This window comes from Desulfobotulus sapovorans DSM 2055, from assembly GCF_059569355.1.
Map to the genome: position 1 here is coordinate 558729 of NZ_JCANVJ010000001.1, position 23699 is coordinate 582427.

At 54.3% G+C, this 23699-nt stretch carries 22 protein-coding genes and 2 tRNA genes; 14 read left to right on the forward strand and 10 right to left on the reverse strand.

Annotation, left to right across the window (positions count from 1 at the left end; all coding sequences use genetic code 11):
• Window positions 1-57 precede the first annotated feature (57 nt).
• The gene (locus BR04_RS02345; protein ID WP_496354370.1) at window positions 58-1281 is read left to right on the forward strand and encodes a radical SAM protein; all 1224 of its coding nucleotides are present in this window, start codon (window positions 58-60) and stop codon (window positions 1279-1281) included.
• Entirely contained in the window at window positions 1281-2420 is a 1140-nt protein-coding gene (hemW, locus tag BR04_RS02350) for a radical SAM family heme chaperone HemW (RefSeq protein ID WP_496354371.1), read from the forward strand. The genes BR04_RS02345 and hemW overlap by 1 nt, the downstream gene beginning before the upstream one ends.
• Window positions 2421-2501: 81 nt before the next feature.
• On the opposite strand, the gene BR04_RS02355 is transcribed toward hemW, so the two are convergent.
• On the reverse strand, window positions 2502-3683 hold the full coding sequence (locus tag BR04_RS02355) for a DUF2333 family protein (RefSeq protein WP_496354372.1): 1182 nt from the start codon (window positions 3681-3683) through the stop codon (window positions 2502-2504).
• Window positions 3684-3722: 39 nt separating this feature from the next.
• On the reverse strand, window positions 3723-5663 hold the full coding sequence (selB, locus tag BR04_RS02360) for a selenocysteine-specific translation elongation factor (RefSeq protein ID WP_496354373.1): 1941 nt from the start codon (window positions 5661-5663) through the stop codon (window positions 3723-3725).
• Window positions 5664-5878: 215 nt separating this feature from the next.
• Between selB and BR04_RS02365 the strand changes: the two genes are divergently transcribed.
• Together BR04_RS02365 and BR04_RS02370 are read left to right on the forward strand one after the other, a co-directional pair.
• Window positions 5879-5954: transfer RNA gene (locus BR04_RS02365), tRNA-His, on the forward strand.
• 14 nt (window positions 5955-5968) lie between these two features.
• Window positions 5969-6045 (forward strand) — tRNA-Arg (locus BR04_RS02370).
• A gap of 210 nt (window positions 6046-6255) precedes the next feature.
• Here the strand turns inward: BR04_RS02370 and BR04_RS02375 are convergent.
• Window positions 6256-6501: a hypothetical protein gene (locus tag BR04_RS02375; RefSeq protein ID WP_496354374.1), complete on the reverse strand. Its 246-nt coding sequence runs from the start codon at window positions 6499-6501 to the stop codon at window positions 6256-6258.
• Window positions 6502-6558: 57 nt separating this feature from the next.
• Between BR04_RS02375 and BR04_RS02380 the strand changes: the two genes are divergently transcribed.
• Window positions 6559-7215 (forward strand): endonuclease III domain-containing protein, encoded by a 657-nt coding sequence (locus tag BR04_RS02380; protein ID WP_496354375.1) that lies wholly within the window; start codon window positions 6559-6561, stop codon window positions 7213-7215.
• Window positions 7216-7240: 25 nt separating this feature from the next.
• Here the strand turns inward: BR04_RS02380 and moaA are convergent, their stop codons facing one another.
• From moaA to BR04_RS02400, 4 genes are all read right to left on the reverse strand, one after another.
• The gene (moaA, locus tag BR04_RS02385; protein ID WP_496354376.1) at window positions 7241-8230 is read right to left on the reverse strand and encodes a GTP 3',8-cyclase MoaA; all 990 of its coding nucleotides are present in this window, start codon (window positions 8228-8230) and stop codon (window positions 7241-7243) included.
• Entirely contained in the window at window positions 8227-8709 is a 483-nt protein-coding gene (gene moaC / locus BR04_RS02390) for a cyclic pyranopterin monophosphate synthase MoaC (protein ID WP_496354377.1), read from the reverse strand. Before moaC ends, moaA begins: the two co-directional genes overlap by 4 nt.
• A complete protein-coding gene (locus BR04_RS02395; protein WP_496354378.1) occupies window positions 8706-9080 on the reverse strand; it encodes a molybdenum cofactor biosynthesis protein MoaE in 375 nt (124 codons plus the stop codon). Before BR04_RS02395 ends, moaC begins: the two co-directional genes overlap by 4 nt.
• A gap of 79 nt (window positions 9081-9159) precedes the next feature.
• Window positions 9160-9714 carry a hypothetical protein gene (locus BR04_RS02400; protein ID WP_496354379.1) on the reverse strand — a complete coding sequence of 185 codons (555 nt, stop codon included), beginning with the start codon at window positions 9712-9714 and terminating at the stop codon, window positions 9160-9162.
• 348 nt (window positions 9715-10062) lie between these two features.
• On the opposite strand from BR04_RS02400, the gene BR04_RS02405 reads away from it, so the two are divergent.
• The 3 genes from BR04_RS02405 to BR04_RS02415 all read left to right on the forward strand — a co-directional run bounded on the left by BR04_RS02405 (window position 10063) and on the right by BR04_RS02415 (window position 13290).
• Window positions 10063-10812 carry a basic amino acid ABC transporter substrate-binding protein gene (locus tag BR04_RS02405; protein WP_496354380.1) on the forward strand — a complete coding sequence of 250 codons (750 nt, stop codon included), beginning with the start codon at window positions 10063-10065 and terminating at the stop codon, window positions 10810-10812.
• 128 nt (window positions 10813-10940) lie between these two features.
• Window positions 10941-11615, forward strand: coding sequence for an amino acid ABC transporter permease (locus BR04_RS02410; RefSeq protein ID WP_496354381.1), 675 nt, complete (start codon window positions 10941-10943; stop codon window positions 11613-11615).
• 106 nt (window positions 11616-11721) lie between these two features.
• Window positions 11722-13290, forward strand: coding sequence for a Na+/H+ antiporter NhaC family protein (locus BR04_RS02415; RefSeq protein WP_496354382.1), 1569 nt, complete (start codon window positions 11722-11724; stop codon window positions 13288-13290).
• Between the two features lie 18 nt (window positions 13291-13308).
• Here the strand turns inward: BR04_RS02415 and BR04_RS02420 are convergent, their stop codons facing one another.
• Both BR04_RS02420 and BR04_RS02425 read right to left on the reverse strand, forming a co-directional pair.
• The gene (locus tag BR04_RS02420; RefSeq protein ID WP_496354383.1) at window positions 13309-14118 is read right to left on the reverse strand and encodes a S1 family peptidase; all 810 of its coding nucleotides are present in this window, start codon (window positions 14116-14118) and stop codon (window positions 13309-13311) included.
• A gap of 105 nt (window positions 14119-14223) precedes the next feature.
• Entirely contained in the window at window positions 14224-14925 is a 702-nt protein-coding gene (locus BR04_RS02425; protein ID WP_496354384.1) for a TetR/AcrR family transcriptional regulator, read from the reverse strand.
• A 224-nt stretch (window positions 14926-15149) separates the two neighbouring features.
• On the opposite strand from BR04_RS02425, the gene lptF reads away from it, so the two are divergent.
• The 6 genes from lptF to BR04_RS02455 are packed head-to-tail and all read left to right on the forward strand — an operon-like array spanning window position 15150 to window position 21864.
• Entirely contained in the window at window positions 15150-16304 is a 1155-nt protein-coding gene (gene lptF / locus BR04_RS02430; RefSeq protein ID WP_496354385.1) for an LPS export ABC transporter permease LptF, read from the forward strand.
• Window positions 16301-17380, forward strand: coding sequence for an LPS export ABC transporter permease LptG (gene lptG / locus BR04_RS02435; protein WP_496354386.1), 1080 nt, complete (start codon window positions 16301-16303; stop codon window positions 17378-17380). The genes lptF and lptG overlap by 4 nt, the downstream gene beginning before the upstream one ends.
• A gap of 53 nt (window positions 17381-17433) precedes the next feature.
• Entirely contained in the window at window positions 17434-18720 is a 1287-nt protein-coding gene (locus BR04_RS02440; protein ID WP_496354387.1) for a 3-deoxy-D-manno-octulosonic acid transferase, read from the forward strand.
• Window positions 18717-19799 (forward strand): tetraacyldisaccharide 4'-kinase, encoded by a 1083-nt coding sequence (lpxK, locus tag BR04_RS02445; protein WP_496354388.1) that lies wholly within the window; start codon window positions 18717-18719, stop codon window positions 19797-19799. Before BR04_RS02440 ends, lpxK begins: the two co-directional genes overlap by 4 nt.
• Window positions 19796-20764, forward strand: coding sequence for an ELM1/GtrOC1 family putative glycosyltransferase (locus BR04_RS02450; protein ID WP_496354389.1), 969 nt, complete (start codon window positions 19796-19798; stop codon window positions 20762-20764). Before lpxK ends, BR04_RS02450 begins: the two co-directional genes overlap by 4 nt.
• Window positions 20746-21864, forward strand: coding sequence for a glycosyltransferase family 4 protein (locus BR04_RS02455; protein ID WP_496354390.1), 1119 nt, complete (start codon window positions 20746-20748; stop codon window positions 21862-21864). Before BR04_RS02450 ends, BR04_RS02455 begins: the two co-directional genes overlap by 19 nt.
• Window positions 21865-21904: 40 nt before the next feature.
• Here BR04_RS02455 and BR04_RS02460 read toward each other — a convergent pair whose 3' ends face one another.
• The gene (locus BR04_RS02460) at window positions 21905-23611 is read right to left on the reverse strand and encodes a cation:proton antiporter domain-containing protein (protein WP_496354391.1); all 1707 of its coding nucleotides are present in this window, start codon (window positions 23609-23611) and stop codon (window positions 21905-21907) included.
• Between the last annotated feature and the right edge of the window lie 88 nt (window positions 23612-23699).

Here is a 23699-nt window from a genome sequence, read left to right on the forward strand (position 1 = left end):
ATCCCTATTTTGAAAAGCCACTGCCGGTCAGACAGGCCGGTGTCATAAGGAGGAAACATGATGGAAGAAAAAAAGAAGGATGGGCGTATGGCTCCTCTGGAGGACGGTGAGGGGGCGGTTTCCAGAGCCGGGAAAGTGTTCCCTGTCTATGCCGGTTTTGAACAGGGGCCCATCCGCCCACCCAGCGAAGCGGCGAGTCTTCTTATCCGTGTGACCCGCAACTGCCCCTGGAACCGCTGCCGTTTCTGCCCGGTGTACAAGGGGGAGCGTTTTTCCTTAAGGCCCCTTGACCATGTGCTGGCGGACATTGATGCGGTGCATGGACATGTCCAGCGCCTTCAGTCAGATGCCGCAGGCGGGCCTCTCACACGGGAGATGGTGGTGCGGGCAGGAGAAGGACTTTCCAGGCCGGATCTTGACGCCCTGCATGCGGCTCTGAACTGGATGGCCCATGGCATGGAATCCGTTTTTCTCCAGGACGCCAACACTCTCATCATGAAACCCGAAGAGCTGCTCCGGGTTCTCGGTCATCTCAGAAAACGTTTTCCCTGGATTCAGCGGATCACGTCCTATGCCAGATCTCAGACCCTCAAAGGTATTTCCGATATCAACCTTAAGAAGATGGCGGATGCAGGACTGAATCGTATCCATGTGGGCATGGAGTCGGGCTGTGATGCGGTGCTGGAGAGGGTGAAAAAGGGGGTCACCCGGGACGTGCATATCCTTGCTGGCCAGAAGGTGAAGGCTGCGGGGATGTCCCTTTCCGAATACGTGATGCCCGGCCTTGGGGGAAAGGAGCTGTCCGAGGCCCATGCCCTGGACACGGCGGATGCCCTGAATCAGATCAATCCGGATTTTATTCGCCTGAGAACCCTGGCCCTGCCCCGGCATACGGAGCTTTATGAAGACTGGCAGGCGGGACTCTTTACACCCTGCACCGGGGAAGATGTGGCGCGGGAGACCCTTGGCTTCATTCTGGCACTTGAGGGCATTACCAGCACTGTGACCAGCGACCACATCCTCAATCTTTTTGAGACCGTATCCGGGAGACTTCCCGAAGCCAAGCCCCAGATGGTTGCAGAAATCCAGTCCTTTCTCGACCTTCCGGAGAAGGAACGCATGTTTTATCAGGTAGGGCGGCGCATGGGGCTTTACCGGGGCATGGGGGATTTCCAGGATCCTTCCCGCCGCAGACGGGTGGAGGAGGCCTGTATGCGTTATGAGGTGCGTCCGGATAATCTGGAACAGGTGATGGATGACCTCATGCGGCGTTTTATCTGATGGAGACTTCCCTTGGCGTGTATGTGCATGTGCCCTTCTGCCGGAGTCGCTGCCGTTACTGTGATTTTTATTCCACTCTGGAGGAAGCCCGGATCCGTGACTATGTGGAGGCTCTGGAAAGGGAAATTACTTTCAGTCCCTGCCGGGGAGCATCTCTGGACACCGTGTATTTTGGAGGGGGAACCCCTTCCCTGCTGGCTCCGGAGGATGTGGGCCGCATTCTCCATACCCTGGATCAGCACTATGGTCTTGAAAAGGATGCGGAAATCACCCTGGAGGCCAATCCCGGAACCGTGAACCGGGAAAGTTTGAAGGCTCTCCGGAGCCTTGGGGTGAACCGCCTGAGCCTTGGGGTACAGAGTCTGGATGATCGCAATCTCATTTTTCTTGGAAGGGGACACACGGTGGAAGAAGCCCTCCGGGCCTGGGAGGGGGGTAGGGCAGCCGGATTTACCAACATGGGCCTTGATCTCATCTATGGCCTTCCGGGTCAGGACAGAAAAAGCTGGGGCAAGGATCTGGAAAGGGCCTTTCATCTCGCACCTGAGCATCTTTCCCTTTACATGCTCAGTATTGAGGAGGGCACCCCCATGGGAAGAGATCTTGCATCAGGCCACATGGAAGCTCCCGATGACGGCGGGGTGGCCGATCTTCTGCGTTTCACCTTCGCTTTTACGGAAAAAGCGGGCTATCCCTGGTATGAGGTGTCCAATTTTGCAAAACATCCGGATTTTCAGTCCCGGCACAATCGCAGATATTGGGAGGGCAGGCCCTGGCTCGGTCTGGGGCCGGGAGCCCATGGTTATCTTCCCCCTCTCCGTTACGCCAATACAAGGGATCTGGATACGTATATCCGCAGTATGGGGAACGCTTGTCCGGCCAGGGAGATGGAAGAAGTGATTGATCTGGAGGCGGCTCGCACCGAGGCCCTTTATCTGGGCTTCAGAACCCGCAGGGGGGTGGATGTGGCGGCCTTTGACCATCAGACGGGGGGGGATTTCGTGAAAACCTGTGAAAACCTGCTGTCACGGTACGTACATCAGGGCTTTCTCTGCCTTGAAGGGGGCTACTGCCGCCTGACGGAGGAAGGCATGGTCTTTCTGGATGCCATTACCGCAGATTTTGTGGCGCTTTTTTAAAAAAAGGAAGGCCAAACTTGAATTTACAGGGGCAGCCCGGATCGGGCCGCCCCTTTTTCATGCAGGGGTGCAGGGTGTGGATCAGGTGGAAAGGGTGGTGATGAGCACACCGATGTAGAAGCGGGCATGGGAAATATGGGTGGCAAGGTTGGCCCGGTGGTTGGCCAGAAGACCGTTCAGATCGCTGTTAAGGATGATGATGGGATCCAGTTTTTTGGCCTTCTGGCAGGACTTGATGGCATGGTGCAGTACATCCAGACCGTTACGGCTTTGCAGGATGGGATGAAAATCATGTTCTACGGCTTCAAGGATGGTTGCCATGGCACTGGCAACTCCCTGGGCATAGTAGAAATAATCATCCGCTTTGAAAAAGCTTACTTTGGTGCCATCATTTTCATAGGCCTTTACAAGGTTTTCATCACAGCTTCCCAAAAGATTTTTATAGGCGATGAGCAGGGGAATGAGATTGTCGGAACGGTTGTAAAAGCTTCCTTTTTTCTGGATCAGTTTTTCCTGATATTTCGAAAGTTCCTGAAGGCCTGCCTTGTATTTGGATTCCGCAGACGGGAACCAGAATTTTTCAGGCCGGATCATAAACCAGTTCATGGCCTGTTCCAGGTTGGGGTCAAAGGAGGCCGTGCTACCTGTACGGGAGATATCTTCAGCCAGTTTTACGGCGGTACGCCGCGTGACTTCGAGAACACCCAGCTGGAAATTGTTGACGTTGTCCGTAGGTCTCAGGAGATCATTGGGCTGCCATCCCCAGAAGCGTTCGTAAAGTTCATGGTGCATGGGTTTCATGGCGGCACGGACAAAGCTCCATCCTACAATATGGGGATATTCCTTGGGCGGTTCAGCCTTTTCTTTTTGAACTTTGACCGCGGATGCGGGAGGCTCCACGGCGGCACCATGGGAGGAGGCCGTCGGTACCGGTTCAGCGTGTTCCTTGGTGGCAGAGGCATGGGGTTTGGCAGCAGCAGGTATTTTGGCGGGAGCACTTTCCTCTGCAGGGGCTACAATTTTGACATGCCCGTCCTCGCCCGGCCGGATGGTCTGCTCCGCCTCTGCCTTGAGTCCGGGGTCTGCAGTTTTCTGGAGAGTGTGCAGGGTTTCCGGATCAGGAGAGAGCAGGCCAATGAGGGTGACCACAAGCCATATACAGAAGAGCGTTGTGAAAAAGGCCATGCCGAGTTTGTACCGCGATGTTTTCTGGGTGTCTGAGGGCCTGCATTCCGGGATTTCTTCTTTATTTTCTGGGTGCATGGGCAAGTCCTTATGGATGGTGGTTTCGGGGCAGACGGGTCAGGTTTCCCGAATATCCCGTTTTCGGAGTTTACGGGTATCGCCGATGCGTATGGTCAGCTGGATACCGTCAAAATATTCCATAAGCGGTATCACGTATTTACGGGCAATACCGCCGCAGATTTCCTTGAACTGTGTCGGGTTCATTTCTTCGTTTTGCAAAAGAAAATCCGTGATGGTTTTCTGGAGGGCATCCAGGGCAGGGCGGTGGAAAAAGAGATCTTCCTTGACCCGTACCATTTCTTTTTCCCGGATCAGAAGCTGCATGACATCCGGAGCCGCCAGGGCCTGTCCCCGATCCAGATTCCGGATAATCTCCCGGAAATAGGGAGGCGTAATACCTGCATTTTCGTAGACATCAAGAATCTGCCTGCGCAGGGCTTCCTGATCCACCTGAAGGGCCACCTTATGGGTGCTGAGACGTACAAGATCCCCTTCTTGCACCATTTCACCGTCTTTGACAAGCTGGTTCAGCACCTGATTCAGGAGACGTCCCTGGATATAGGCGGGAAACTTGCTTTTCAGCTCTTCCTTGGAGAGACCTTCCTTCAGGGGATTGCTTCTGTGGTAGTCTGAAAGGTAGTCTGTGGCAAAGCTGCACAGCTGGGCAAAAACATCCCAGTGGATGTAGGATCTGGCTTCCTTGTCCGTTACCAGGAGGGTTTTGCTGGAAAGAAGTTTCTGCACAATAACGGCAAGCTGTTTTTCCGAAAGATTTGTGACCAGCCTGAGATCGGCCATGCTGGCACCCGCAGGGCCAGCCTGGAGCAGGTGGAAGGCTGCGGCCTCTTCGCTCCCTGCTTCACTGAGATGGGTGATGCCTGCGATAATTTTTTCCTGAAACCGTTTATGCTTCTGGGGTACGGGATTGAGAATGGCACCGCCACCAATGGTACGCACAGGAGAATAGGAGCGCACCACGTAACGGTCATCCCGGACACAGACCATGGGGGTATCGAAACGGAACTGTACGGGGGCCTTTTCCCCGGGAGTCATACTGTCCCTGTCCAGAAGGATGGCCAGGGCGGTAATTTCACTGGTACCTGTGTGAAAACGTACGCGGGTACGGTTTTTCAGGGGCTTGTCATTGCTGGCAAGGTAGTGAAAATCCGTATCCACCATAAAGGTTGTTTTCAGGGCATCCGGCGGGGCAATGACATCTCCCCTCTGTACCTCCGAGAGATCCAGTCCCTGAAAGTTCATGGCTGTTCTCTGACCGCATACCGCTGTCTGTACGCTCTGGTTGTGAACCTGGAGACCCCGAACCCGGGACTGGGTCAGGGAAGGGTAGACCATGACGGTATCTCCGGTATTGACGGAGCCGGAAACCAGCGTACCGGTAATGACCGTTCCAAAACCTTTCATGGTGAAAACCCGATCCACAGGAAGCCGGAAAACCGTTGTATTCCGAATGTCTGGAATCTTGGCCGTCATGTCGGAAATGGCGGAAACCAGGGCTTCCATGCCTTCACCGGTATGAGAAGATACGGGGATGATGGGGGCTTCGGACAGAAAGCTCTCAGAAAGAAAATCCCGGACATCTTCCGTGACCATTTCCAGCCATTCGGCATCCACCATGTCTTTTTTGGTGAGTACCACCAGACCGTGGCGGATGCCAAGGAGGGAGCAGATTTCAAGATGTTCACGGGTCTGGGGCATGATGCCCTCATCTGCGGCGATCACCATGGCGACAATATCAATTCCCGTAGCCCCCGCCACCATATTCTTGACAAATTTTTCATGGCCGGGAACATCCACCACGCCCAGTCTTTTTCCATCGGGAAGATCCAGGGCGGCAAATCCCAGCTCTATGGTGATTCCACGCTTTTTTTCTTCTTTAAGCCTGTCCGTATCCGTTCCCGTGAGGGCACGTACCAGGCTTGTCTTACCATGGTCAATGTGACCGGCTGTACCCAGAATAATTTCTTTCAAGATAGCCATGACTCCCGGAAATTCCGTATATAAGCCGGAACTCCTGTTTTCAGATGTTTTGTTGGCGCAGGAAGCCTTCCTTTGCCGTGATGATCCGCTAAGAATTAGTGCATAAGGCCTTCGGGGTCAACATTTCCTTTCAGTCCTTTTCTTTTTTTTGTTGCATACGAAAAAAAAACTTGCATTTTGAGGAGCGTGTTGATAAAAGCAGTCTCGTTTTTATGGTGGGTATAGCTCAGTTGGCAGAGCACAAGGTTGTGGTCCTTGGGGCCGAGGGTTCGAGCCCCTCTACTCACCCCATAAAAAAATTTGCTGCGCCCGTAGCTCAGCTGGATAGAGCATCGGACTTCGAATCCGCAGGCCGGGGGTTCGAATCCCTCCGGGCGCGCCAGCTATCAAACATCAGAAGCCGCAGGAAAGGGAACTCCCTTGTCTTGCGGCTTTTTGTATTCTGATAACTCTCCTCACCTGAGAGCTGAGACCAAACGTAATTCCCCCCGTCATTCCTGCACTGGAGCATGGGAAGGACAGTTGAAGCAACGGGGGCATTCGTTTTTGTATTGACCGGAATAGATGGATCCGGAACAGATGGGTTTTGAATTTATTCTTCTTTATCGGTGTCACTTGGGGAATTTTGCCCCCGCATGCGGAAAATAAAGATCAGAGCAAAGGTCAGACTGAAAAGAATGATAAAATTGGCGGCAAAGAAAAAAAGGATGAAATAGCCCGGTTCTTCCAGGTAATAGGCCATGCGCAGCACATGTACACCAAAAAGGGTGAAGGCAAAGGAAACCAGGCTGAGAAGGCCGTAAAAAATCCGGATACCGGAAAGGGCGGGGAGGTTCATGACGTTCTTTTCTGGGGTCTGGGTGTTATTTTTTATATTCTGGATGAGGTGCCCGCAATGTCTGCATTCTGTATTCATCGGTTCATAAAGATCCTGAAAGAGGCCTACCCGAAATGGAATGCGCCTGTCATTACGCTTATGGCGGCAACGGGAGCGACCCCCTTCGGGGTGCTGGTGGCCACACTGTTATCCTTGAGAACCAAGGATGAAGTCACGGAAGTCGCGGCCCGAAGGCTTCTGGCCAGGGCAGATACGCCGGAAGCCATGCTGCTTCTTGGGGAAGATGCCATACGGGAGCTGATTTTTCCCGTTGGATTTTATCCGACCAAGGCCCGGCGTCTTGTGGAGATCTGTATCCTGCTTCTGGAAAAATATCAGGGAAGAGTCCCTGATTCTCTGGACGCCCTTCTGGAACTTCCCGGCGTTGGCCGAAAAACCGCCAACCTGGTTCTGGTGGAAGGCTATGGTATCCCCGCCATTTGTGTGGATACCCACGTGCATCGTATTTCCAACCGTCTGGGGTATGTCCGTACCCAGACCCCGGAACAGACTGAAATGGTTCTGAGAGCCACCTTGCCCCTGGAGTACTGGGCCTCTTACAATGAAATGCTGGTTGCTTTCGGGCAGGTACTGTGCCGTCCTCTGTCCCCCTGGTGCAGTCGCTGTCCCGTGGCCGTAATGTGCCCCCGTATCGGTGTGGGGCGTTCCCGCTGAAGATGGGGAAAGGGCGTCAGCCTTTTCATCCGCCGATGCGGGCCATGGCCGTATCCACCTGTCCCTCGCTTCCCGGATCGAAGGTATGTTCCGCTCCCTTGCATTTTAAACTGAGTCTGAAGATTTCCCGGAGTTCTTCCCTATCCGCACCGTTACGCAGAGCCGTTTTGATGTCCGTGCTGTCATCCGAAAGAAGACAGGGTCTCAGCCTGCCATGAGCTGTGAGGCGCAACCGGTTGCAGGTTTTGCAGAAATGGCGGCTCAGGGCAGGAATGAAGCCCAGCTCGCCATTTGCTCCAGGAAAGGAGAAACGCTGGGCCGGGCCGTCCATCTCTTCACCATTGAGGGGGATGAGGGGGCCGAGGGAAGCCAGTCGCTCACGGATTTCCGGCATGAGCAGAGGGGGGGTGCCGTTTTTACGCCCGTGTCCAATGGGCATTTCTTCAATAAAACGGACACTGACGGGCCAGCTTTCAGCGAGACGGGCCAGAGGCAGAAGATCTTCTTCATTGTTTCCCCGAAGGGCAACGGCATTGAGTTTGATGGTAAAGCCCCCCATATCCAGGGCGGTCTCTATGGCATGCCATACGGTGTGAAAAGCGTTTACCCCTGTGATTTTATGAAATTTTTCCGGATTGAGTGTGTCGAGACTGATGTTGAGCTGCTGCACTCCGGCTTTTTTAAGAAAGGGGAGAGCCTTCTGTAGCAACAGGCCGTTGGTGGTAAGGGCCAGACGTTCCAGCCCGGGGAGGTGCCCCAGTTGATCGAGAAAGGGGAAAAGTCCCCTCCGCATCAGGGGTTCTCCACCGGTAATGCGTATTTTTTTTATGCCAAGGGAAATCCCTGTGCGGACAAGAACAAGGATCTCCTCAAAGCGGAGAATATCATCATGGCAGAGTTTGGGTTCCGGTCTCGCTGGTGTGCAGTAGCAGCAGGAAAAATTGCAGTGGTCTGTCACCGAAACGCGCATATAACTGACAGGGCGGCCACATCCGTCCGTAAGCGGATCGTTCAAATGGATTCCCGGACAAAGCCCCCGGACTTGCCGCCTTCCTTTTCCATCAGCCGGATTTCAGAAATTTCCATGGTTTTGTCCAGTGCTTTTGCCATGTCATAAAGGGTGAGGGCCGCCACGGTTACGGCGGTCAGGGCTTCCATTTCTACCCCGGTCTTGCCCGAGGTTCGTACTTCCGCTGTGATGTGGATGCTGTTGCCGACCATGTCGGGTGTAAAATCCACCTGTACCGATGTGAGCATGAGGGGATGACACAGGGGAATCAGGTCGGCTGTGCGTTTGGCGGCCATGATTCCGGCAATACGGGCGGTTTCCAGGGCATTGCCCTTTTTGCCCTGCCCCTGAAGGATCTGCATCAGGGTATCGGGTGTCATGTGTATCCGGCCTGTGGCCAGGGCACGGCGCTGACTTGTCTCTTTGGCGGAGACATCCACCATACGCACCCGTCCTTCCCCGTCCAGATGGGTCAGTCTGTTCATGGGCTGTCCTCAAAAAATTCCGTTTTTTGTGTAGCTTCGGATTTGATGGCGTCAAGGGCTCTGGAAAGGGCAGCGATCACATGCTCCCGGATATCTCCGGCCACCACAAGGAACATCACATCCTCACCAATGCAAAGATCCTTTTCTTCCTGGATAGAGACCTGAATATCCACGATGCCGGGCATCTGCCTTGTTCTGAGGAGGATTTCCGAGAGGCGGTCATGATTTACGGAAATCCGCAGCCCCCGCACCCTGCGGCCATTGCGGCTGCTTTCCCGCACAACACCATTGTGGCAGAGAAGCATACCGGCCCGGGGAAAATCAGGATGGGTTTTAACACTGTGCATCAGTGCTTCAAGGGTCTGGAACATGATTGCCTCACGGATTTATCCCTCCCCCATTCAAAAAGGGGAGGGCAGAATGGCAGGGAGAGTTTTGAACTCCGGGGGTTCAGGTATTTTTAAAGGAGCGGGCAAAGAGATCCGCGATGGCGGTTCTGCCTTCTTCCGTAAGGTTACGGGTACCTGTGGCGGCAAAGGTGGCATGGCTGATGACGGGGGTGTCCTGTTCCCATTTCATCTGTTTCCAGGTGTACCAGGACATGGTTTTCTGGTCATAGACGGAAAGAGGGCGGTTGAAGAATTTGGCCAGCTCTACACCCCAGCCCGTGCCGCCCTTGACTGTGCCATCCTCCTGTATCCAGCCTACGGCAAAGACCTGATGCCCATTGTTGATGGTGTGGAAAAGCAGCTGCATGACCTTGCGGATGGTATCCACCTTGGAATAGCTTCTGCCCATGCGTTTGGACACAATTTCCATGCTGACATCGCCTTTGGCCAGGGTTTCCGCATTGAGGATCTGTATGGCATGACTGCGTTCAATTTCCCGGCCTGTCCAGGAAAAATGGACTTCCTGGATACCGTAACTTGCTGCAATACGGCCAAATTCACTTTCCGTACCCTGGTAACCGCTGGTGTAAAGAACATTCTGGGATTGAGTCTGCATGGAACCTCCATGGGTGTGAGAAGGAAAACGGGGCGGGAGTCCCCTGGGCCGGGGACGGACATTTCAGGCTAGAAGTGTACGGGCAGGGAGAAAAAAATCAAGAATCAATTTGGAGGGGAGTGAAAAATAAAACATTCGGATACACCTGACGCCTACAGGGCTGGAGGCTTTTAAAAAGGTTAGACCTTTTCCCCGATACTTTGGTATATGCATCGAAAGTGGCTTGACAAGTCCCTGTGCTGCGCTTAGTTAAGGCCTTTTATGGATAAAAAAGGCAAATGGAAAAAACGTAAGGATTCAAGAGGATGGGAGGCCGTCTTTGCTTCCCCTGCACAAAAAGGAGATGACATGACAAAAAAAATGGTGGTGATGGCCGTATGGGTGGTTCTGGCATGGACAAGTGCGGCCATGGCGGATTGTCGGGCCTGGCAGCAGATTCAGGAGGCCGGATTTTTTACTGTGGGCACAAGCCCGGATTATCCTCCCTTTGAAAGCATTGATGACAAGGGGAATATCGTTGGCTTTGACGTTGATCTGATCCGGGCGGTTGCCACAGAAATGGGTCTTGATGTCCGTTTTCAGGGTATGGGGTTTGATTCTATCCTGATTGCTGTGCGCAGTGGCCAGGTGCATCTGGGGATGTCCAGTTTTTCCGTCACGGAAGAGCGCAAACAGAGTGTGGACTTTACCATTCCCTATTACAAGAGCGGTCAGGTGGTTATTGTGAACCCGGATTCCGGTATCCGCACGGTGGCAGATCTCAAAGGCAAGGTGGTGTCAGCCCAGATTGGTTCCACCAGCGCCGATGCAGCCCAGGCCATTGAGGGGGCTACGGCCCGCATTGTGGATGATGCCAGTACTGCTGTCATGATGCTGCGGAACAAGGCCGCCCAGGGTGCGGTTCTTGATGTGGCTATTGCGGAAAATTATGTGACAAAATTTGGTTTTGCCCAGCTGGACGAACCCCTGAACTACGAAGAAGTGGCTGCGGTTGTACGCAAGGACTGTCCTGAATTTCTGGCTGCTCTGAACGTAGCCTTTGGAAAGATTCTGGCTTCGGGAAAAGTGGAAGAGCTTCGTAAGAAGTGGGGCGTCTGATTTTTTTGGGAGAAATGCGGCCCTGCCGGAAATCGGGGAGTTTTTTTTCTGAACCGGCAGGGTTTTCTGACGGGTTCCGGTCTCTTCAGAAGGTTGTGTTCAAGTCATAAGAGGGGTGTAAACAGAGGATGGAGCTGGATTTCGCGCTGCTCTGGCAGCATCGTATGTTTCTGGTCAAGGGGGCGCTTGTAACGGTTCAGCTTACTCTGGGAGCCGTTCTGCTGGGTTTTGTGCTGGGCTGCCTTGCCGGTATTGGCAGGGTTTCCAGAAATGGTATTGTCCGGGGCATCAGCGGGATTTATGTCTATGTTCTGCGGGGCACGCCCATGCTGTTGCAGATTTTTTTTGTATATTTTGGTGTTCCCCAGATCTATATGGCACTTACGGGCAACAGCATGACACCGGATCCTCTTGTTGCCGGGGTGATAGCCCTGGGACTCAATTCCGGAGCCTATGTGGCCGAAATCGTCCGTTCCGGCATTGAAGGGATTGCCAGGGGACAGATGGAAGCTGCCCGCTCCCTGGGGATGACCCATGGACAGGCCATGCGCCATATCATTCTACCCCAGGCTTTCCGGAGGATCATTCCCCCCCTTGGGAATGAAATTATTATCCTTCTTAAAGACTCTTCCCTTGTTTCCGTCATCGGTGCGGGCGAGCTCATGTATTCGGCCAGGGTGATGGGAGCCCGCTATTACGATTATGTACAGTTTCTGGTGGGGGCGGCCCTGATTTATCTCCTGCTGACCTTTGTGATTTCAAGACTTCTGGCTCGGCTGGAGCGTAAAGTGAAGGTGGCGTAGCAGGGCATAGCCATATCCTGTTGTACACCCATCGTGATTTCAATCAACATCCATACCTTAATAGAATGGAAAAACGCAGCCGCTCCGGGCGGTTCAGGATTTCTTTATGGAACTTCTTAGTTATGATACTTCGGCCTGGTCGCTCCTGCCGCCTGGCATTGCTATTCTGCTGGCCGTTCTGACCCGCAGGGTTCTGATTTCCCTGGGGCTTGGCATTGTGGTGGGGGCTTTCATGCTCTGTAATTTTTCTCCGGCGGAGACCCTGGGTTATCTGTGGGGAGTTGTTTTTTCCCTGATCTGGGATGAGGGGGCACTGAACACCTGGAATGTGTTTATCATTTTTTTCCTGATTCTTCTGGGAATCATGACACGCTGCATCGCCCTTTCCGGTGGTAGCCGGGCTTTTGGAGACTGGGCCATGGCAAGGGTGGGATCCCCCCGTGGAGCCCGTATGCTCACGGCATTTCTGGGTATTTTCATTTTTATTGATGATTATTTTAACAGCCTCGCCGTAGGCTCCATTTCCAGACCTGTAACGGATCGGCATGGGGTATCCCGGGCCAAGCTCGCCTATCTGCTGGATTCCACGGCAGCTCCTGTCTGTGTCATTTCTCCCGTCTCCAGCTGGGGGGCCTACATCATCGCCCTTATCGGCGGTGTGCTCACAGCCCATGCCTTTGTGGTTCCCCACACGCCTCTGGGAACGTTCATGTCCATGATTCCCATGAATTACTATGCCATTTTTTCTCTGATGCTGGTTTTTTTCATTTCCTGGACAGGTCTTGATTTCGGCCCCATGCGGACGCACGAGGTGAGGGCGGCTAAGGGGGAACTTTACAACCCGGATCGTCCTCCCATTGGAGGAGGTCTTGAGACTGAGGAGGATCATGGCCGGGGTTCGGTTCAGGATCTGATTCAGCCCATTGTCCTGCTCATTGTAGCCACCACGGCGGCCATGATCTGGACGGGGGCCGAAGCACTTGGGGATGCTCCCTTTACCCTTCTCGGGGCCTTTGAAAATACGGATGTGGCCAAGTCCCTTGTTTATGGCGGACTTGCCGGTCTTGCCCTCACCTTTGGGCGTATGCTGGTAGCGGGGCATCCTGCCAGAGTATATGGAGAAGCCCTTCTGGGGGGGACGCGGGCCATGCTGCCGGCCATTTGTATCCTGCTTTTTGCCTGGACAATTATTGTCATCATCAAGGCCATGAAAACAGGGATTTTTCTGGCAGGTCTCATGGATGGCAACGTCCCCATTGCCCTGATTCCCGTGCTGGTGTTTCTTATTTCCGGCATCATGGCCTTTGCCACAGGAACCAGCTGGGGCACCTTCGGCATTATGCTTCCCATAGCCGGTGACATTGCGGCAAAGGTTGCTCCTGAGCTTCTTCTGCCCATACTGGCCGCAGTACTGGCCGGAGCCGTTCTGGGAGATCATTGCTCTCCCATTTCCGATACCACCATTCTCAGTTCCACAGGTGCCGCCTGTCACCACATGGATCACGTAATGACCCAGTTGCCCTATGCCATGGCGGCAGCCTTTATTTCGGCTGTCTCCTATCTTGTGCTGGGGCTTACGGGCAGTGTGGCCATGGGGCTTCTTGCGGGAAGCCTGCTTTTTGGCCTGAGCGGTGCTCTGTGGATACGCAGGGCAGGCGGGACGCTGGCAAATTGAAACAGGACATCCGGTTTTTCAGCCCCGATGTCTTGCGATATGCTCTGTAAAGGATGGCCCTGTGGCGGTATGCTGCGGGGCCATTTTCAGTACCTTTTTCAGATAGTGATGGGGAAGGGCGTAGGTGATGCTTGTGGGCATGGCATAGGTATCTGCGCCATGGTCGAGGATTCCCACATCCTGAAGGCTGGAAAAGAGCAGGCCCAGAGTTTTTCCGTTTTCAGGGTCAAAGACGGGAGAACCACTGGCGCCTCCATGGGTCATGATGTTGATGGCAAAGGCACGGGGTCTCGACATGGGAAAGGGGAGGATGGCGCTGACGATTCCCCTTTGCAGGGTTGGCCCGAACTGTATACCTCCAGGACTCTCCAGGGCTCTACGTCCCGAAGGAAAGCCTGATGTGGCAACATCCATACCTTCCTTCACCGTATCTTCCTCCGCAAGGGGAAGAAAGGGGGCGGCAGAGACATCCATCTGCACAAGACCGATGTCCGGTGCTGCGGACAGTGGCGAGGAAGAGCCCAGCAGAAAAGTTCCTGGCTGGATAACGGCCAGGACATCAATGCGTATGCTTATGATTTTTTCCCCTTCGGGCACAAAAAAGAGTCCCTGGACAGCCCAGTCCTTCTCCTCTGTCCCCTCAGGACGAAATACATCCCGGAAAGCTGCTATGACATGGGCATTGGTCATGGCCAGACCATCTTCCCGGACAAAGAAACCGGTTCCCAGTACAGGGGGCAGGCTGTTTCTGGTTTCGGATGGGCTGTATTTAGGGACAAAGGCGAAAATGGCAGGTCGGATAAAGGGATAGTGTTCCTGTAGGGTCATGGTTCTCCAGAGGCTGGGGGAAACATCCTGCCCGGCATTTGATCTTGGACAGCCGGATTTCCATCGCCCATGAATTTAACCTTGAAACAGGCCACAGGTAAAGGATTAAGGGCTGATGGAAGGGGATGGAAGAATTTTTTTTCTGCTGACGGAGGCGGATGTTCTTTTATTCTGGAATCTGTCCTGTGGCAGGGAAACCTGGGCGAAGAAGATGTTGAGGATGGTGTCTGCGGTGATGGGATCTTTGAAATCCTTTTCTTCTTCGGCATTGAGCAGGGCATTGCAGATACCGTCGAGGGCCGTTGCCAGTACCATGGGATCTCCCATGGGGGGGAGCAGTTTTTTCTGCATGGCTGTGGCAAAAAGGGAGGAAAGATCCACGCGGAGTTTTTTTTGTTTTTCCTTGAGAAGACTGGATATCCGTGTGCGGGCGATGGCATTGATTCCCATGGTTTCCGAGAAGAAAAGTCGGAAAATGCCGATGTTTTCCCTGTAAAGATCCACTTTTCTTGCCACCCACTGACAGATTTTACTGACTTCATCGCAGTCAGAATGCAGCACCCTGTCCAGGTGGCGACAGAGTTCTCCTGTTTTTTCAAGGATCATGGCCTTGTAAAGGGCTTCCTTGTTGGGGAAAAAATTGTAGAGTGAGCCTACGGAAAATTCGGAATCCCTGGCGATCTCGCTCATGGAGACCTTGTGAAAGCCCTTTTCGGCAAAAAGATGCAGGGCGGTATTCAGGATGGATTCGCGACGCTGGATGAATTCCCGTTCTTTACGGGAAAGGGAGGAGGAAATGGCGGGCATGGTCAGAATCTCCGCTGGTTTATGGGTACCTTGTTTCTCTCTATACAACACGTATTTTATACGTTTGTCAATTCTATGTTTTGAACGCTGTTTTTTTGCGGGGATGGCGGGGGAGAAGAGGAGAGTCTTTTCTTGTATACGGACAGGAAATCCGCTAAGGAAAAACCACCCGGAAACAGAGATGGTTTCAGGACGCAATGCGCATCTGGAAAGGACAGGGGCCTATGCACAGAATTGACAGATATCTTTTTTTGCAGATGCTTTTTCCCTTTGTTCTCAATATTCTTTTTTTTACCTTCATGTTTCTTGTCAGTCAGTTGCTGGAGATAGCGGATCTGGTGGTGAATTATCGGGTAGGGCTGGCTTCCGTAGGGAGGCTTCTGATCTGTGCCGCTCCCTTTTTTCTTCAGTTTACCGTTCCCATGGCCGTGATGGTGACCGTGCTGGTGACCTTTCTCCGACTTTCCGGAGACCGGGAACTTCTCGCCCTCACGGCAGGGGGGTACAGTATCCTGCGTCTTCTGCCACCGGTTTTTATTTTCTGTGGTCTCGGTGCCTGTCTCACGATGGGAATGACCTTTTATGGGCTGCCCTGGGGAAAACAGGAATCAAGGCGACTGATTACGGAGCTTGCCATGCAGCATGGCAGTATGGCTCTGAAGCCCATGGTTTTCAACGAAATGTTTGCGGACGTGACCCTTTATGTGGGGGAAATTGACCGGAATACGGGAAAAATAAAGGATATTTTCATTGAGGATCACAGGCCGGAAGGGATGGGAACGGTGCTGGCTCCCGAAGGGACACTGCGCATGGATGTGGCGGCAGGCCTTGCCCACCTCCATCTTTCCGAGGGGATGATTCTGCGGGGAAGTGCCCGGGATTCGGAAGTACATGCCATTTCTTTTGAGGACTATGATCTCAGTCTGGATCTTGCCCGTGAAAAGGAACACGCCCTGATGCGGAAGGGAAAGGACAAGGAAGAAATGTCTTTTCATGAACTGCGGGAGTATATTCGCCAACTTCCTGAGAAAACAAAAGCGTATAATGCCGCTGTAATGAAGTTTCATGAGAAATTTTCCCTGCCCACCGCTTGCCTTGTTCTGGGGCTTCTGGCTTTTCCTCTTGGCATCCGGCCCCTTGAAAGACGTCGCGCCTCAGGACTGGGCAGCGGCCTCTTATATTTTCTCATTTATTACATGCTGCTCACCATGGGCTGGTCCTTTGGGGAAAGCGGAGTGCTTCCACCAGGGCTTGCCATGTGGACACCCAATGGGGTCGTCGGTGTTCTGGCATGCTGGCTGCTGATGAGGAGGGCCGGGGAAAAACCCCTGATGCCCCGTATTTTTCCGGATTACGGGCGAAGGAGACGCGTACAATGACCCGCCTGGATCGTTATATGAGCGGGGAGATTCTCCGGTATTTTTTCATTATTCTGCTCCTGATTGTCGTTATTTTTGTTGTGGTGGACTACCTGAGCAATGCGGATAAATTTTTTGCGGCAGGGCTGCCCTTTCAGAGGGCACTGATGTATGTGGTTCTGAGGCTTCCCAAGGAGATGGCCCAGCTGCTGCCGCTTTGCCTGTTGCTCAGTATTCTGACAGCCCTCGGGATGGTGAACCGTTCCAATGAGCTTGTGGCCATCAAGGGGGGAGGGATCGGGCCGGGTATTTTGCTGCGTTCCGTCATGTTGAGTGCGGTGTTTGTCTGTGCGCTTGGTCTGCTTTTTGTCGAAATCATTGCGCCCTTTTCCGTGAGGGAGGTGAACCGTATCCGCTATGGGGAGCTGAATCCCAGCGCTGTGCGCACCAGTCAGAGGGAAAATATCCGAATTCGTCAGGATGCCCTTTTTATTCATATCCGCGAAGTCGATGTGGACAATGAGGCGGTATACGGTATCCGTATTCTTGAGCTTGGGGAGAAGGGCTTTGTTCCCAGACGTCGTGTTCTTGCCGAAAAAGCATCCTTTGTTCCCGGCGGCTGGATGCTGGAAGGGGCTTTGGTGCAGGATTATGATGGGGCAACAGGGGCGTTTTCCAGCCGTTTTTATCCCTTGTGGATGCTGAAGGTAGATCTGGATACCTCGGATTTTGAGCGTACCCGTGACGCCGCCCATGAGATGGGTATCCGTGCCCTCTGGCATTACATCCGGAAGATCCAGAGGGAGGGCTATGACAGCACACCCTACCGGGTAGATTTTTTTGGTAAAATTGCCTTCCCCTTTGCCGCCTTTGTGCTGGCTGCACTGGCCATGGCCGTGGCCCTGCGGCCTTCCATGAAAAAAAACATGGCCATCGGTCTGGGATACGGGCTGGGTATCGCCTTCCTCTACTGGATATGTTACAGCTTCAGCATGTCTCTGGGCTACGGTGGTATTCTGCCCCCGGTATTCGCCGCCTGGATGCCCAACCTGCTGTTTGGCAGTCTCGGGGTATATGGCCTGCTGGATCTTGACTAGACAGGGTTTACGGGGTGGTGGCTGACGCGTTGGGAAAGGCGTGGAGTATGAAGATGTGCGGTACCTTCCTTTGCTTGATGCTGTATGCCCTTCTTGCGGGATCGCTTGCCCTTGTTCTTCTTCCTTTTTTTTTCTGTTTGTCTCTCTGTTTTTCTCTGCCCCCCCGTTTCCGACAGCGTTTCTGGCCCGTTTCCCAGCCCCTGCACCCGAAAGAGGGCGCTCTTGTCTGGGTACATGCCCTTTCCCTTGGTGAGGTTCTTTCCGCCCTTCCCCTCATGGAGGCGCTGCATACCGTCCGCGGTCTGCGTCTTGTGATGACGGTTTCCACCCGCAGCGGGATGGAGGCCGCCACCCGGGCGCTTTCCGGAAAGGTTGAGGCCCTGCGGTATTTTCCCCTGGATCATCCCTTGGCCGTCTCCCGGATACTGCGGGATCTTTCTCCAGATTTTTTTGTGCTGGTGGAAACGGATCTCTGGCCTTTTTTCATGTACCGTCTCGGGCGAAAAGGCATTCCTTCTCTCTGGATGAATGTCAGAATATCGGACAAAACCCTGACAGGGTATGCCCGGTTTTCCTCTCTCATGTATCCAGCCATGGCCCGGTTTCGGGCCGTGATGCCCCAGAGTCCCGAGGATGCCAGACGGCTTTCCTGTCTGGGCCTTCCCCCGTCCCGGATTTTGCCCTGGGGCAATGCCAAGCATGACAGGGCACTGCCCGATCCCAGAAATCCGGATCTTTCGGAGCTGCGGTGTTTCATAGAAAAAAGAAGGGCCGACTTCATATGGATCTGCGGCAGCCTCCATCCCGGAGAAGAAGGGATTGTGGCGCAAACCCTTGGGCTTCTCAAAAATGAGAATCTGTTGACCCTTGTGGTGCCAAGGCATCCGGATAAAAGTCTTCTGCTTGAAAAGGGGTTTGCCGCAGGAGGACAGGAGGCCTTTATTTTTTCCGCACACCCTCCGGAAGCGGCTTCCCTCATCCTTGTGGATCAGATGGGCCTGCTTGCGGATCTCTATGCTCTGGGAGATGCCGCCTTTGTGGGGGGCAGTCTGGTTCCCCTTCGGGGGCACAATCCCCTGGAGCCTGCCATGGCCGGGATTCCCGTACTCATGGGGCCGCATACGGAGGATTTCACGGAAAGCTGGCGGGGACTCTGTGACCGGGGAGCCGCCTTTGAGATACGGGATGCCACAGGTATGGCAGACCAGCTTCTTTACTGGATGCGACATGCCGGGGCCAGACAGAGGGCGGGAGACTGCGGTAAGGCCTTTGTTCTGGAAGGGAAGGGGGCTGTGGCACGGGCTGTTTCCTTTGTTTTGGAAAATCTGGAGAAGCGATGATTCGCGATAAAATGACGAAACGCCTGTTGCGATCGGGCAGGGATGCCGACGGCTTGGATAGCCTGCTGAGTCTTCTGGAGAAGGGGTACAGAGGCGCCATCCGTTACAGAAACCGCCGTTTTGATGAGAGGATCCCGGAGCGTCTTCCGGTTCCCGTGATTTCCGTGGGCAATATCGTGGCAGGGGGGACAGGCAAAACCCCCTTTGTGCGTTTTCTCGCCCGGATGCTCGGGGCAGAAGGTCTTCATGTGGCCATCCTGAGCCGGGGATATGGCGGTGCGCTGGAAAAACGGGGAGGACGGGTTTCCGACGGAAAAAATCTGTTCCTTGGCCCGGAACAGGCGGGAGACGAGCCTTTTCTGCTGGCAAAAACCACGACGGCATCGGTCTATGTCGGTTCGGATCGTTACCGGAGCGGCCTCCGGGCTGTGGCGGAAGGGGCGGGGATTGTGCTGCTCGATGATGGTTTTCAGCATAGAAAACTCTACAGGGATCTGGATCTTGTGCTTCTGGACACCCGCCGTCCGTTGGGAAATGGCCGCCTGCTGCCGAGAGGAAGCCTGCGGGAAGAACCGTCTGCCCTGCTGCGTGCCCATGGCCTGATTCTGACCCACTGTCCGGAGGAGGAGAACGGGCCAGGCGACCTTCCGGCATCCCTTTTTTCCGGACACCTTCCCGTATTCCGTAGTGCCCGGCGGAGTGTTGCCTGGCCCCGGGCAGACGGGGGAAGCATTCCCCCGGAAAGGGTACTGGCCTTTTCCGGTATTGCAGATCCAGAAGGCTTTGCCCAGGGCCTGAGCCGATCCGGATGGAGGCTTGCCACATCCCTTGCCTTTCCGGATCATCATTCCTACCGCTCCGGGGATATGCGCATCCTGGTGGAGACGGCACGGAAGGCAGGAGCAGAGGCCCTTGTCACCACGGCCAAGGATGCGGTGAAGCTGCCCGATGCGTCCCTCTGGCCCCTGAAACTCCATGTGCTGGATGTGGATATGGTTTTTTTCGGAAAAGCCTTTGACTCCTGGCTGAAGGAGAAGCTTGGTTTTCTGGCTGCCGGTGCAGCGGAAAGGACATCATGATACCCCAGCCCCTTCGTATTCTCTGCATCGGAGACGGCAGACCCGGTCACGAAAAGCAGACTTTAGCCATGGTGGAGGCCTTTGGCCGCATGGCAGAAGTGGAAAGCTGCTGGTTCCGGGTTCCGGAAGGCAGAGCTTTTGCTTTTTTTTCACGGTTTCAGGAAGGGTATACCCGGATTTTTCCTTTTCAGAGGCGGGGTCTTCTCCGGAAATGGGGATGGGAGGCAGAGGATTTTTACCCTCATCTGATCATGGCTGCGGGCAGCCACACCCACGGGGCGCTTCTGCTTTTTGCCCGGCATTTCGGGGCAAGAAGCCTTGTCTGCATGACGCCGGATCTCTGGGTGCGGCATCATGTGGATCTGGTGCTTTCCCCCCTCCACGATGGCAGGGTATCCGGTGGAAATGTGCTGGGAACCCTGGGGCCACCCTGCAGACAGGGTCTGGGAGGTGAGCGGCGCAAGGAGCTTGGTTTGATTCTTGTGGGCGGTCTGGATGCTTCCAGCCATGTCTGGGACAGCGACAGACTTCTTGTCCAGATCCGCAGCCTGCTGGAGAGCGGCAGAAGGGCCTTCTGGGAGATCAGTTCTTCCCCGAGGACACCGAAGGAGACGGAAGCTGCCCTGAAGACGCTTGTGACAGCCTTTCCCCATGCTTCTTTTTTTCCGTTTTCGGAAACCGCTCCGGGATGGGTGGAAGCGGCCTATGCCAGAAGTGCAGAGGCCTGGATTTCCGCAGACAGCATGTCCATGGTCTATGAAGCCTTAAGTGCCGGATGCCGGGTGGGGGTCTTGCCCGTGAACTGGAAGCGGCCCGGCAACAAGTTTGAAAAAAGCCTTGAGCTTTTGCACAGGGAGGGCTGGATTTTTTATCCGGGGGAAGAGGGAACCGAAAAAAAGGTGCTGCTGGATGAGGCAGGCCGTGCGGCAAGGGAGGCCGTGCAACGATGGTGGAGAGAACGTTGAACGTGGTGCAGATGCTGCCGGATCTTGAAACCGGCGGTGTGGAGCAGGGAACCCTGGAGCTGGGCAACTATCTTGTGGCCCATGGCCACAGATCCCTTGTGATTTCAAGGGGAGGCCGCATGGTGAAGGATCTGGAAACCGGGGGAAGCACCCACATTCCCATGGCCTTCATCGGAGAAAAATCGCCAAGGCCCCTTTTTCATCTTCCGGCCCTGCGCCGTCTTTTTCAGGATGCGGACGTGCTGCATCTGCGTTCCCGGGTTCCGGCCTGGGCCGGGTATCTGGCCTGGAAGAGTCTTCCGGAAAAGAAACGTCCCCTTCTGGTGACAACCTTTCATGGGGTCTATTCCGTCAATGCCTACAGTGCCATCATGACCCGTGGCGAGCGGGTGATTGCGGTATCCGAGAGCATAAAAAACCATATTCTGGAGAATTATGCCATGGATCCCGACCGGCTGGTCTGTATCCCAAGAGGCGCGGACAGCAGACGTTTTGACCCCGAAGCCCTTCTTCCCGGAACACGGGAGAATCTGCGCAGGGCCTGGGGATGTGACCCGGACACCCCGCTGATTCTGATGCCTGGCCGTTTTTCCCGCATCAAGGGCCAGGATCTGCTGCTTGACGCCCTGGAAAGCGTGCAGCATCTTCCATGGAAGCTGATTTTTGTGGGGGATCCTGCGGAAAATCCCGATTATGCCCAAAGTCTTCAGTCCCAGGCGACCCCCTTCGGGAACCGGGTGATTTTTGCCGGGTACCGGAAGGACATGCCGGAACTTCTGGCAGCTTCGGATTTTTTGGTTTCTCCTTCCCGGAAACCCGAATCCTTTGGCCGTATTCTGGCTGAAGCAGGGATGATGGGAAAACCTGTGCTGGCCTCTGCCCATGGGGGCAGTCTTGAAATTGTGGTGGAAGGGGAAACAGGGCTCTTTTTTATACCGGAGGACAGACAGGATCTTGCGGCAAAGCTCCGGATACTTCTGGAAAACCCGGAGCTGCGGCAGCGTATGGGCCTCATGGGACGACACCGTATGCTGACCCATTTCACCACAGAGGTGATGTGTGAAAGAACCCTGGAACTTTACAGGGCGCATTGCAGGTGATGGAAGAAGGTGGATGGATGCCCTGATTTCTGAAGCCTTGTCAGGTGTGAACTTTTCCCGAAGAGGTACTCATCAAGGCCAGAAAATCCGTGAAATTTTTTGTTTTCAAGGCCCGTTCCAGCATATTTTCCCTGCGAAAAATTCCTGCTATTTCCGAAGCAATGGAAAGCTGTGCGCCAGGATCCGAAGCAGGGGTCAGGATCAGAAAAAGGATATGGGCGAGTTTGTCGTCCGGTGCATCAAAGTCTATGCCTCCAGAGGAAATTCCCACCACAACGAGGCTCTGCTTCAGGCCCTCAATACGGGCATGGGGAATGGCAATTCCCTTGCCGATCCCCGTACTGAGAGCCTCTTCCCTTTCCCATACCGCAGCTTCCAGAAGAAGGGCATCCAGCCCCTGGCTCTGGGAGAGGGGTAAAAGCATTTCACGTATGGCCATTCTGCGATCTGTCGCGCTCAGACTCTGAAGAAAAAAACGGGAAATCAGCATATCGGGCAGGCGGATTCTGTGGGGATACTGGAGGATGCCGCGGATCATGGGCCCGCTGATCATGGAGGTGAGCATGGCCATGATCACCAGAGCGACAAAGAGACGCTCTTCAATGATACCGGCATTCAGGGCCAGTACGCCGACAATGATTCCCATGGCTCCGACGGAAACCATGGCAGAGCCTACAGCCCAGGATTCTCTGGGAGGCATCCCCCCCCATCGGGCCCCGATGTAGCCCCCTGTGATTTTGCAGCAGCAGGCCAGGCTCAGCACGATGAGAACCAGTTTCAGATCAAAATGGGCCAGAAAGTTGACCTTGAGACCAATGCTGGCAAAAAATACCGGTGCAAAAATATAGGAAACAAAGTGGTCGATGGTAAAGCGGGTACGTTCCCGCAGGTGAGCGGAGTCTCCTAAAGCGGCTCCCACCAGAAAGGCACCGAACATGGCATGGATTCCGATCCATTCACTGAAGGCGGCTCCCAGCAGGGCAAGTACCAGGGCAAAACTCAGTTCCCCACCGGGCCACCGGGTATAGGCCTGTACAAAGGGAAGCATTCTGTGAATGAGGGTTCGGCCCAGGGTCAGCATGGTGATGGAGAAGGTGAGGGTCATGAAGATGGTCATGGCGATGGATGCGGTCCGCAGGGTGGTGGTGTCCAGCAGTCCCAGGATAATGGCAAAGATCATCCAGCCCACAAGATCATTGAAAATGGCGGCACTGACCACAATCATGCCGAGATCGCTGCGGTAAAGATCCATGTCCATCAAAGTCTTGGCAATGATGGGCAGGGCGGAAATGGAAATTCCGATGGCAAAAAAGAGACCGAAAACAAGGAAAGAGGCCCCTTCTTCGCACCCCAGCGTTCCAGGCAGTAACCACGCAGCGGCAAAACCCAGCACAAAGGGGATGCAGAGGCTCATGATTCCTACACGGATGCCCGTACTGCCCTGTTTCCATATGGTGGACAGATCCACCTCAATCCCCGCGACCATGAGAAAAAGGATGATGGCCAGGGTCGCAATGGTGTCCAGGGCGATGGCATTGGGACCTGTGGGAGGAAAGAGAAGAAGGCTGAGTTCCGGTGCAAGGGAACCCAGTATGGTCGGCCCCAGCAGCACACCGGCCAGCAGTTCCCCCAGAACCGCAGGCTGGCGGAAACGCTGGGCCAGTTCTCCCAGAATTCTGGCTGCGGCCAGAAGTGTTCCCAGGGAAAGCAGCATAACGAGAACATTGTGGGCGGAGAGGGTTTCCATGGCATTTTTTCCTGGCAAGAGGCGTCAATAGGGCATGGCATGTGGGAAACCGTTACCGGTTGCAGGGCATGAGAACTTTAAAGGTGAA

Excerpts from the sequence above, each read along its gene's own strand:
- BR04_RS02345 (WP_496354370.1), top strand. The coding sequence starts at position 58 with ATGATGGAAGAAAAAAAGAAGGATGGGCGTATGGCTCCTCTGGAGGAC.
- hemW (WP_496354371.1), top strand. The coding sequence starts at position 1,281 with ATGGAGACTTCCCTTGGCGTGTATGTGCATGTGCCCTTCTGCCGGAGT.
- BR04_RS02355 (WP_496354372.1), bottom strand. The coding sequence starts at position 3,683 with ATGCACCCAGAAAATAAAGAAGAAATCCCGGAATGCAGGCCCTCAGAC.
- selB (WP_496354373.1), bottom strand. The coding sequence starts at position 5,663 with ATGGCTATCTTGAAAGAAATTATTCTGGGTACAGCCGGTCACATTGAC.
- BR04_RS02375 (WP_496354374.1), bottom strand. The coding sequence starts at position 6,501 with ATGAACCTCCCCGCCCTTTCCGGTATCCGGATTTTTTACGGCCTTCTC.
- BR04_RS02380 (WP_496354375.1), top strand. The coding sequence starts at position 6,559 with ATGTCTGCATTCTGTATTCATCGGTTCATAAAGATCCTGAAAGAGGCC.
- moaC (WP_496354377.1), bottom strand. The coding sequence starts at position 8,709 with ATGAACAGACTGACCCATCTGGACGGGGAAGGACGGGTGCGTATGGTG.
- BR04_RS02395 (WP_496354378.1), bottom strand. The coding sequence starts at position 9,080 with ATGTTCCAGACCCTTGAAGCACTGATGCACAGTGTTAAAACCCATCCT.
- BR04_RS02400 (WP_496354379.1), bottom strand. The coding sequence starts at position 9,714 with ATGCAGACTCAATCCCAGAATGTTCTTTACACCAGCGGTTACCAGGGT.
- BR04_RS02405 (WP_496354380.1), top strand. The coding sequence starts at position 10,063 with ATGACAAAAAAAATGGTGGTGATGGCCGTATGGGTGGTTCTGGCATGG.
- BR04_RS02410 (WP_496354381.1), top strand. The coding sequence starts at position 10,941 with ATGGAGCTGGATTTCGCGCTGCTCTGGCAGCATCGTATGTTTCTGGTC.
- BR04_RS02415 (WP_496354382.1), top strand. The coding sequence starts at position 11,722 with ATGGAACTTCTTAGTTATGATACTTCGGCCTGGTCGCTCCTGCCGCCT.
- BR04_RS02420 (WP_496354383.1), bottom strand. The coding sequence starts at position 14,118 with ATGACCCTACAGGAACACTATCCCTTTATCCGACCTGCCATTTTCGCC.
- BR04_RS02425 (WP_496354384.1), bottom strand. The coding sequence starts at position 14,925 with ATGCCCGCCATTTCCTCCTCCCTTTCCCGTAAAGAACGGGAATTCATC.
- lptF (WP_496354385.1), top strand. The coding sequence starts at position 15,150 with ATGCACAGAATTGACAGATATCTTTTTTTGCAGATGCTTTTTCCCTTT.
- lptG (WP_496354386.1), top strand. The coding sequence starts at position 16,301 with ATGACCCGCCTGGATCGTTATATGAGCGGGGAGATTCTCCGGTATTTT.
- BR04_RS02440 (WP_496354387.1), top strand. The coding sequence starts at position 17,434 with ATGTGCGGTACCTTCCTTTGCTTGATGCTGTATGCCCTTCTTGCGGGA.
- lpxK (WP_496354388.1), top strand. The coding sequence starts at position 18,717 with ATGATTCGCGATAAAATGACGAAACGCCTGTTGCGATCGGGCAGGGAT.
- BR04_RS02450 (WP_496354389.1), top strand. The coding sequence starts at position 19,796 with ATGATACCCCAGCCCCTTCGTATTCTCTGCATCGGAGACGGCAGACCC.
- BR04_RS02455 (WP_496354390.1), top strand. The coding sequence starts at position 20,746 with ATGGTGGAGAGAACGTTGAACGTGGTGCAGATGCTGCCGGATCTTGAA.
- BR04_RS02460 (WP_496354391.1), bottom strand. The coding sequence starts at position 23,611 with ATGGAAACCCTCTCCGCCCACAATGTTCTCGTTATGCTGCTTTCCCTG.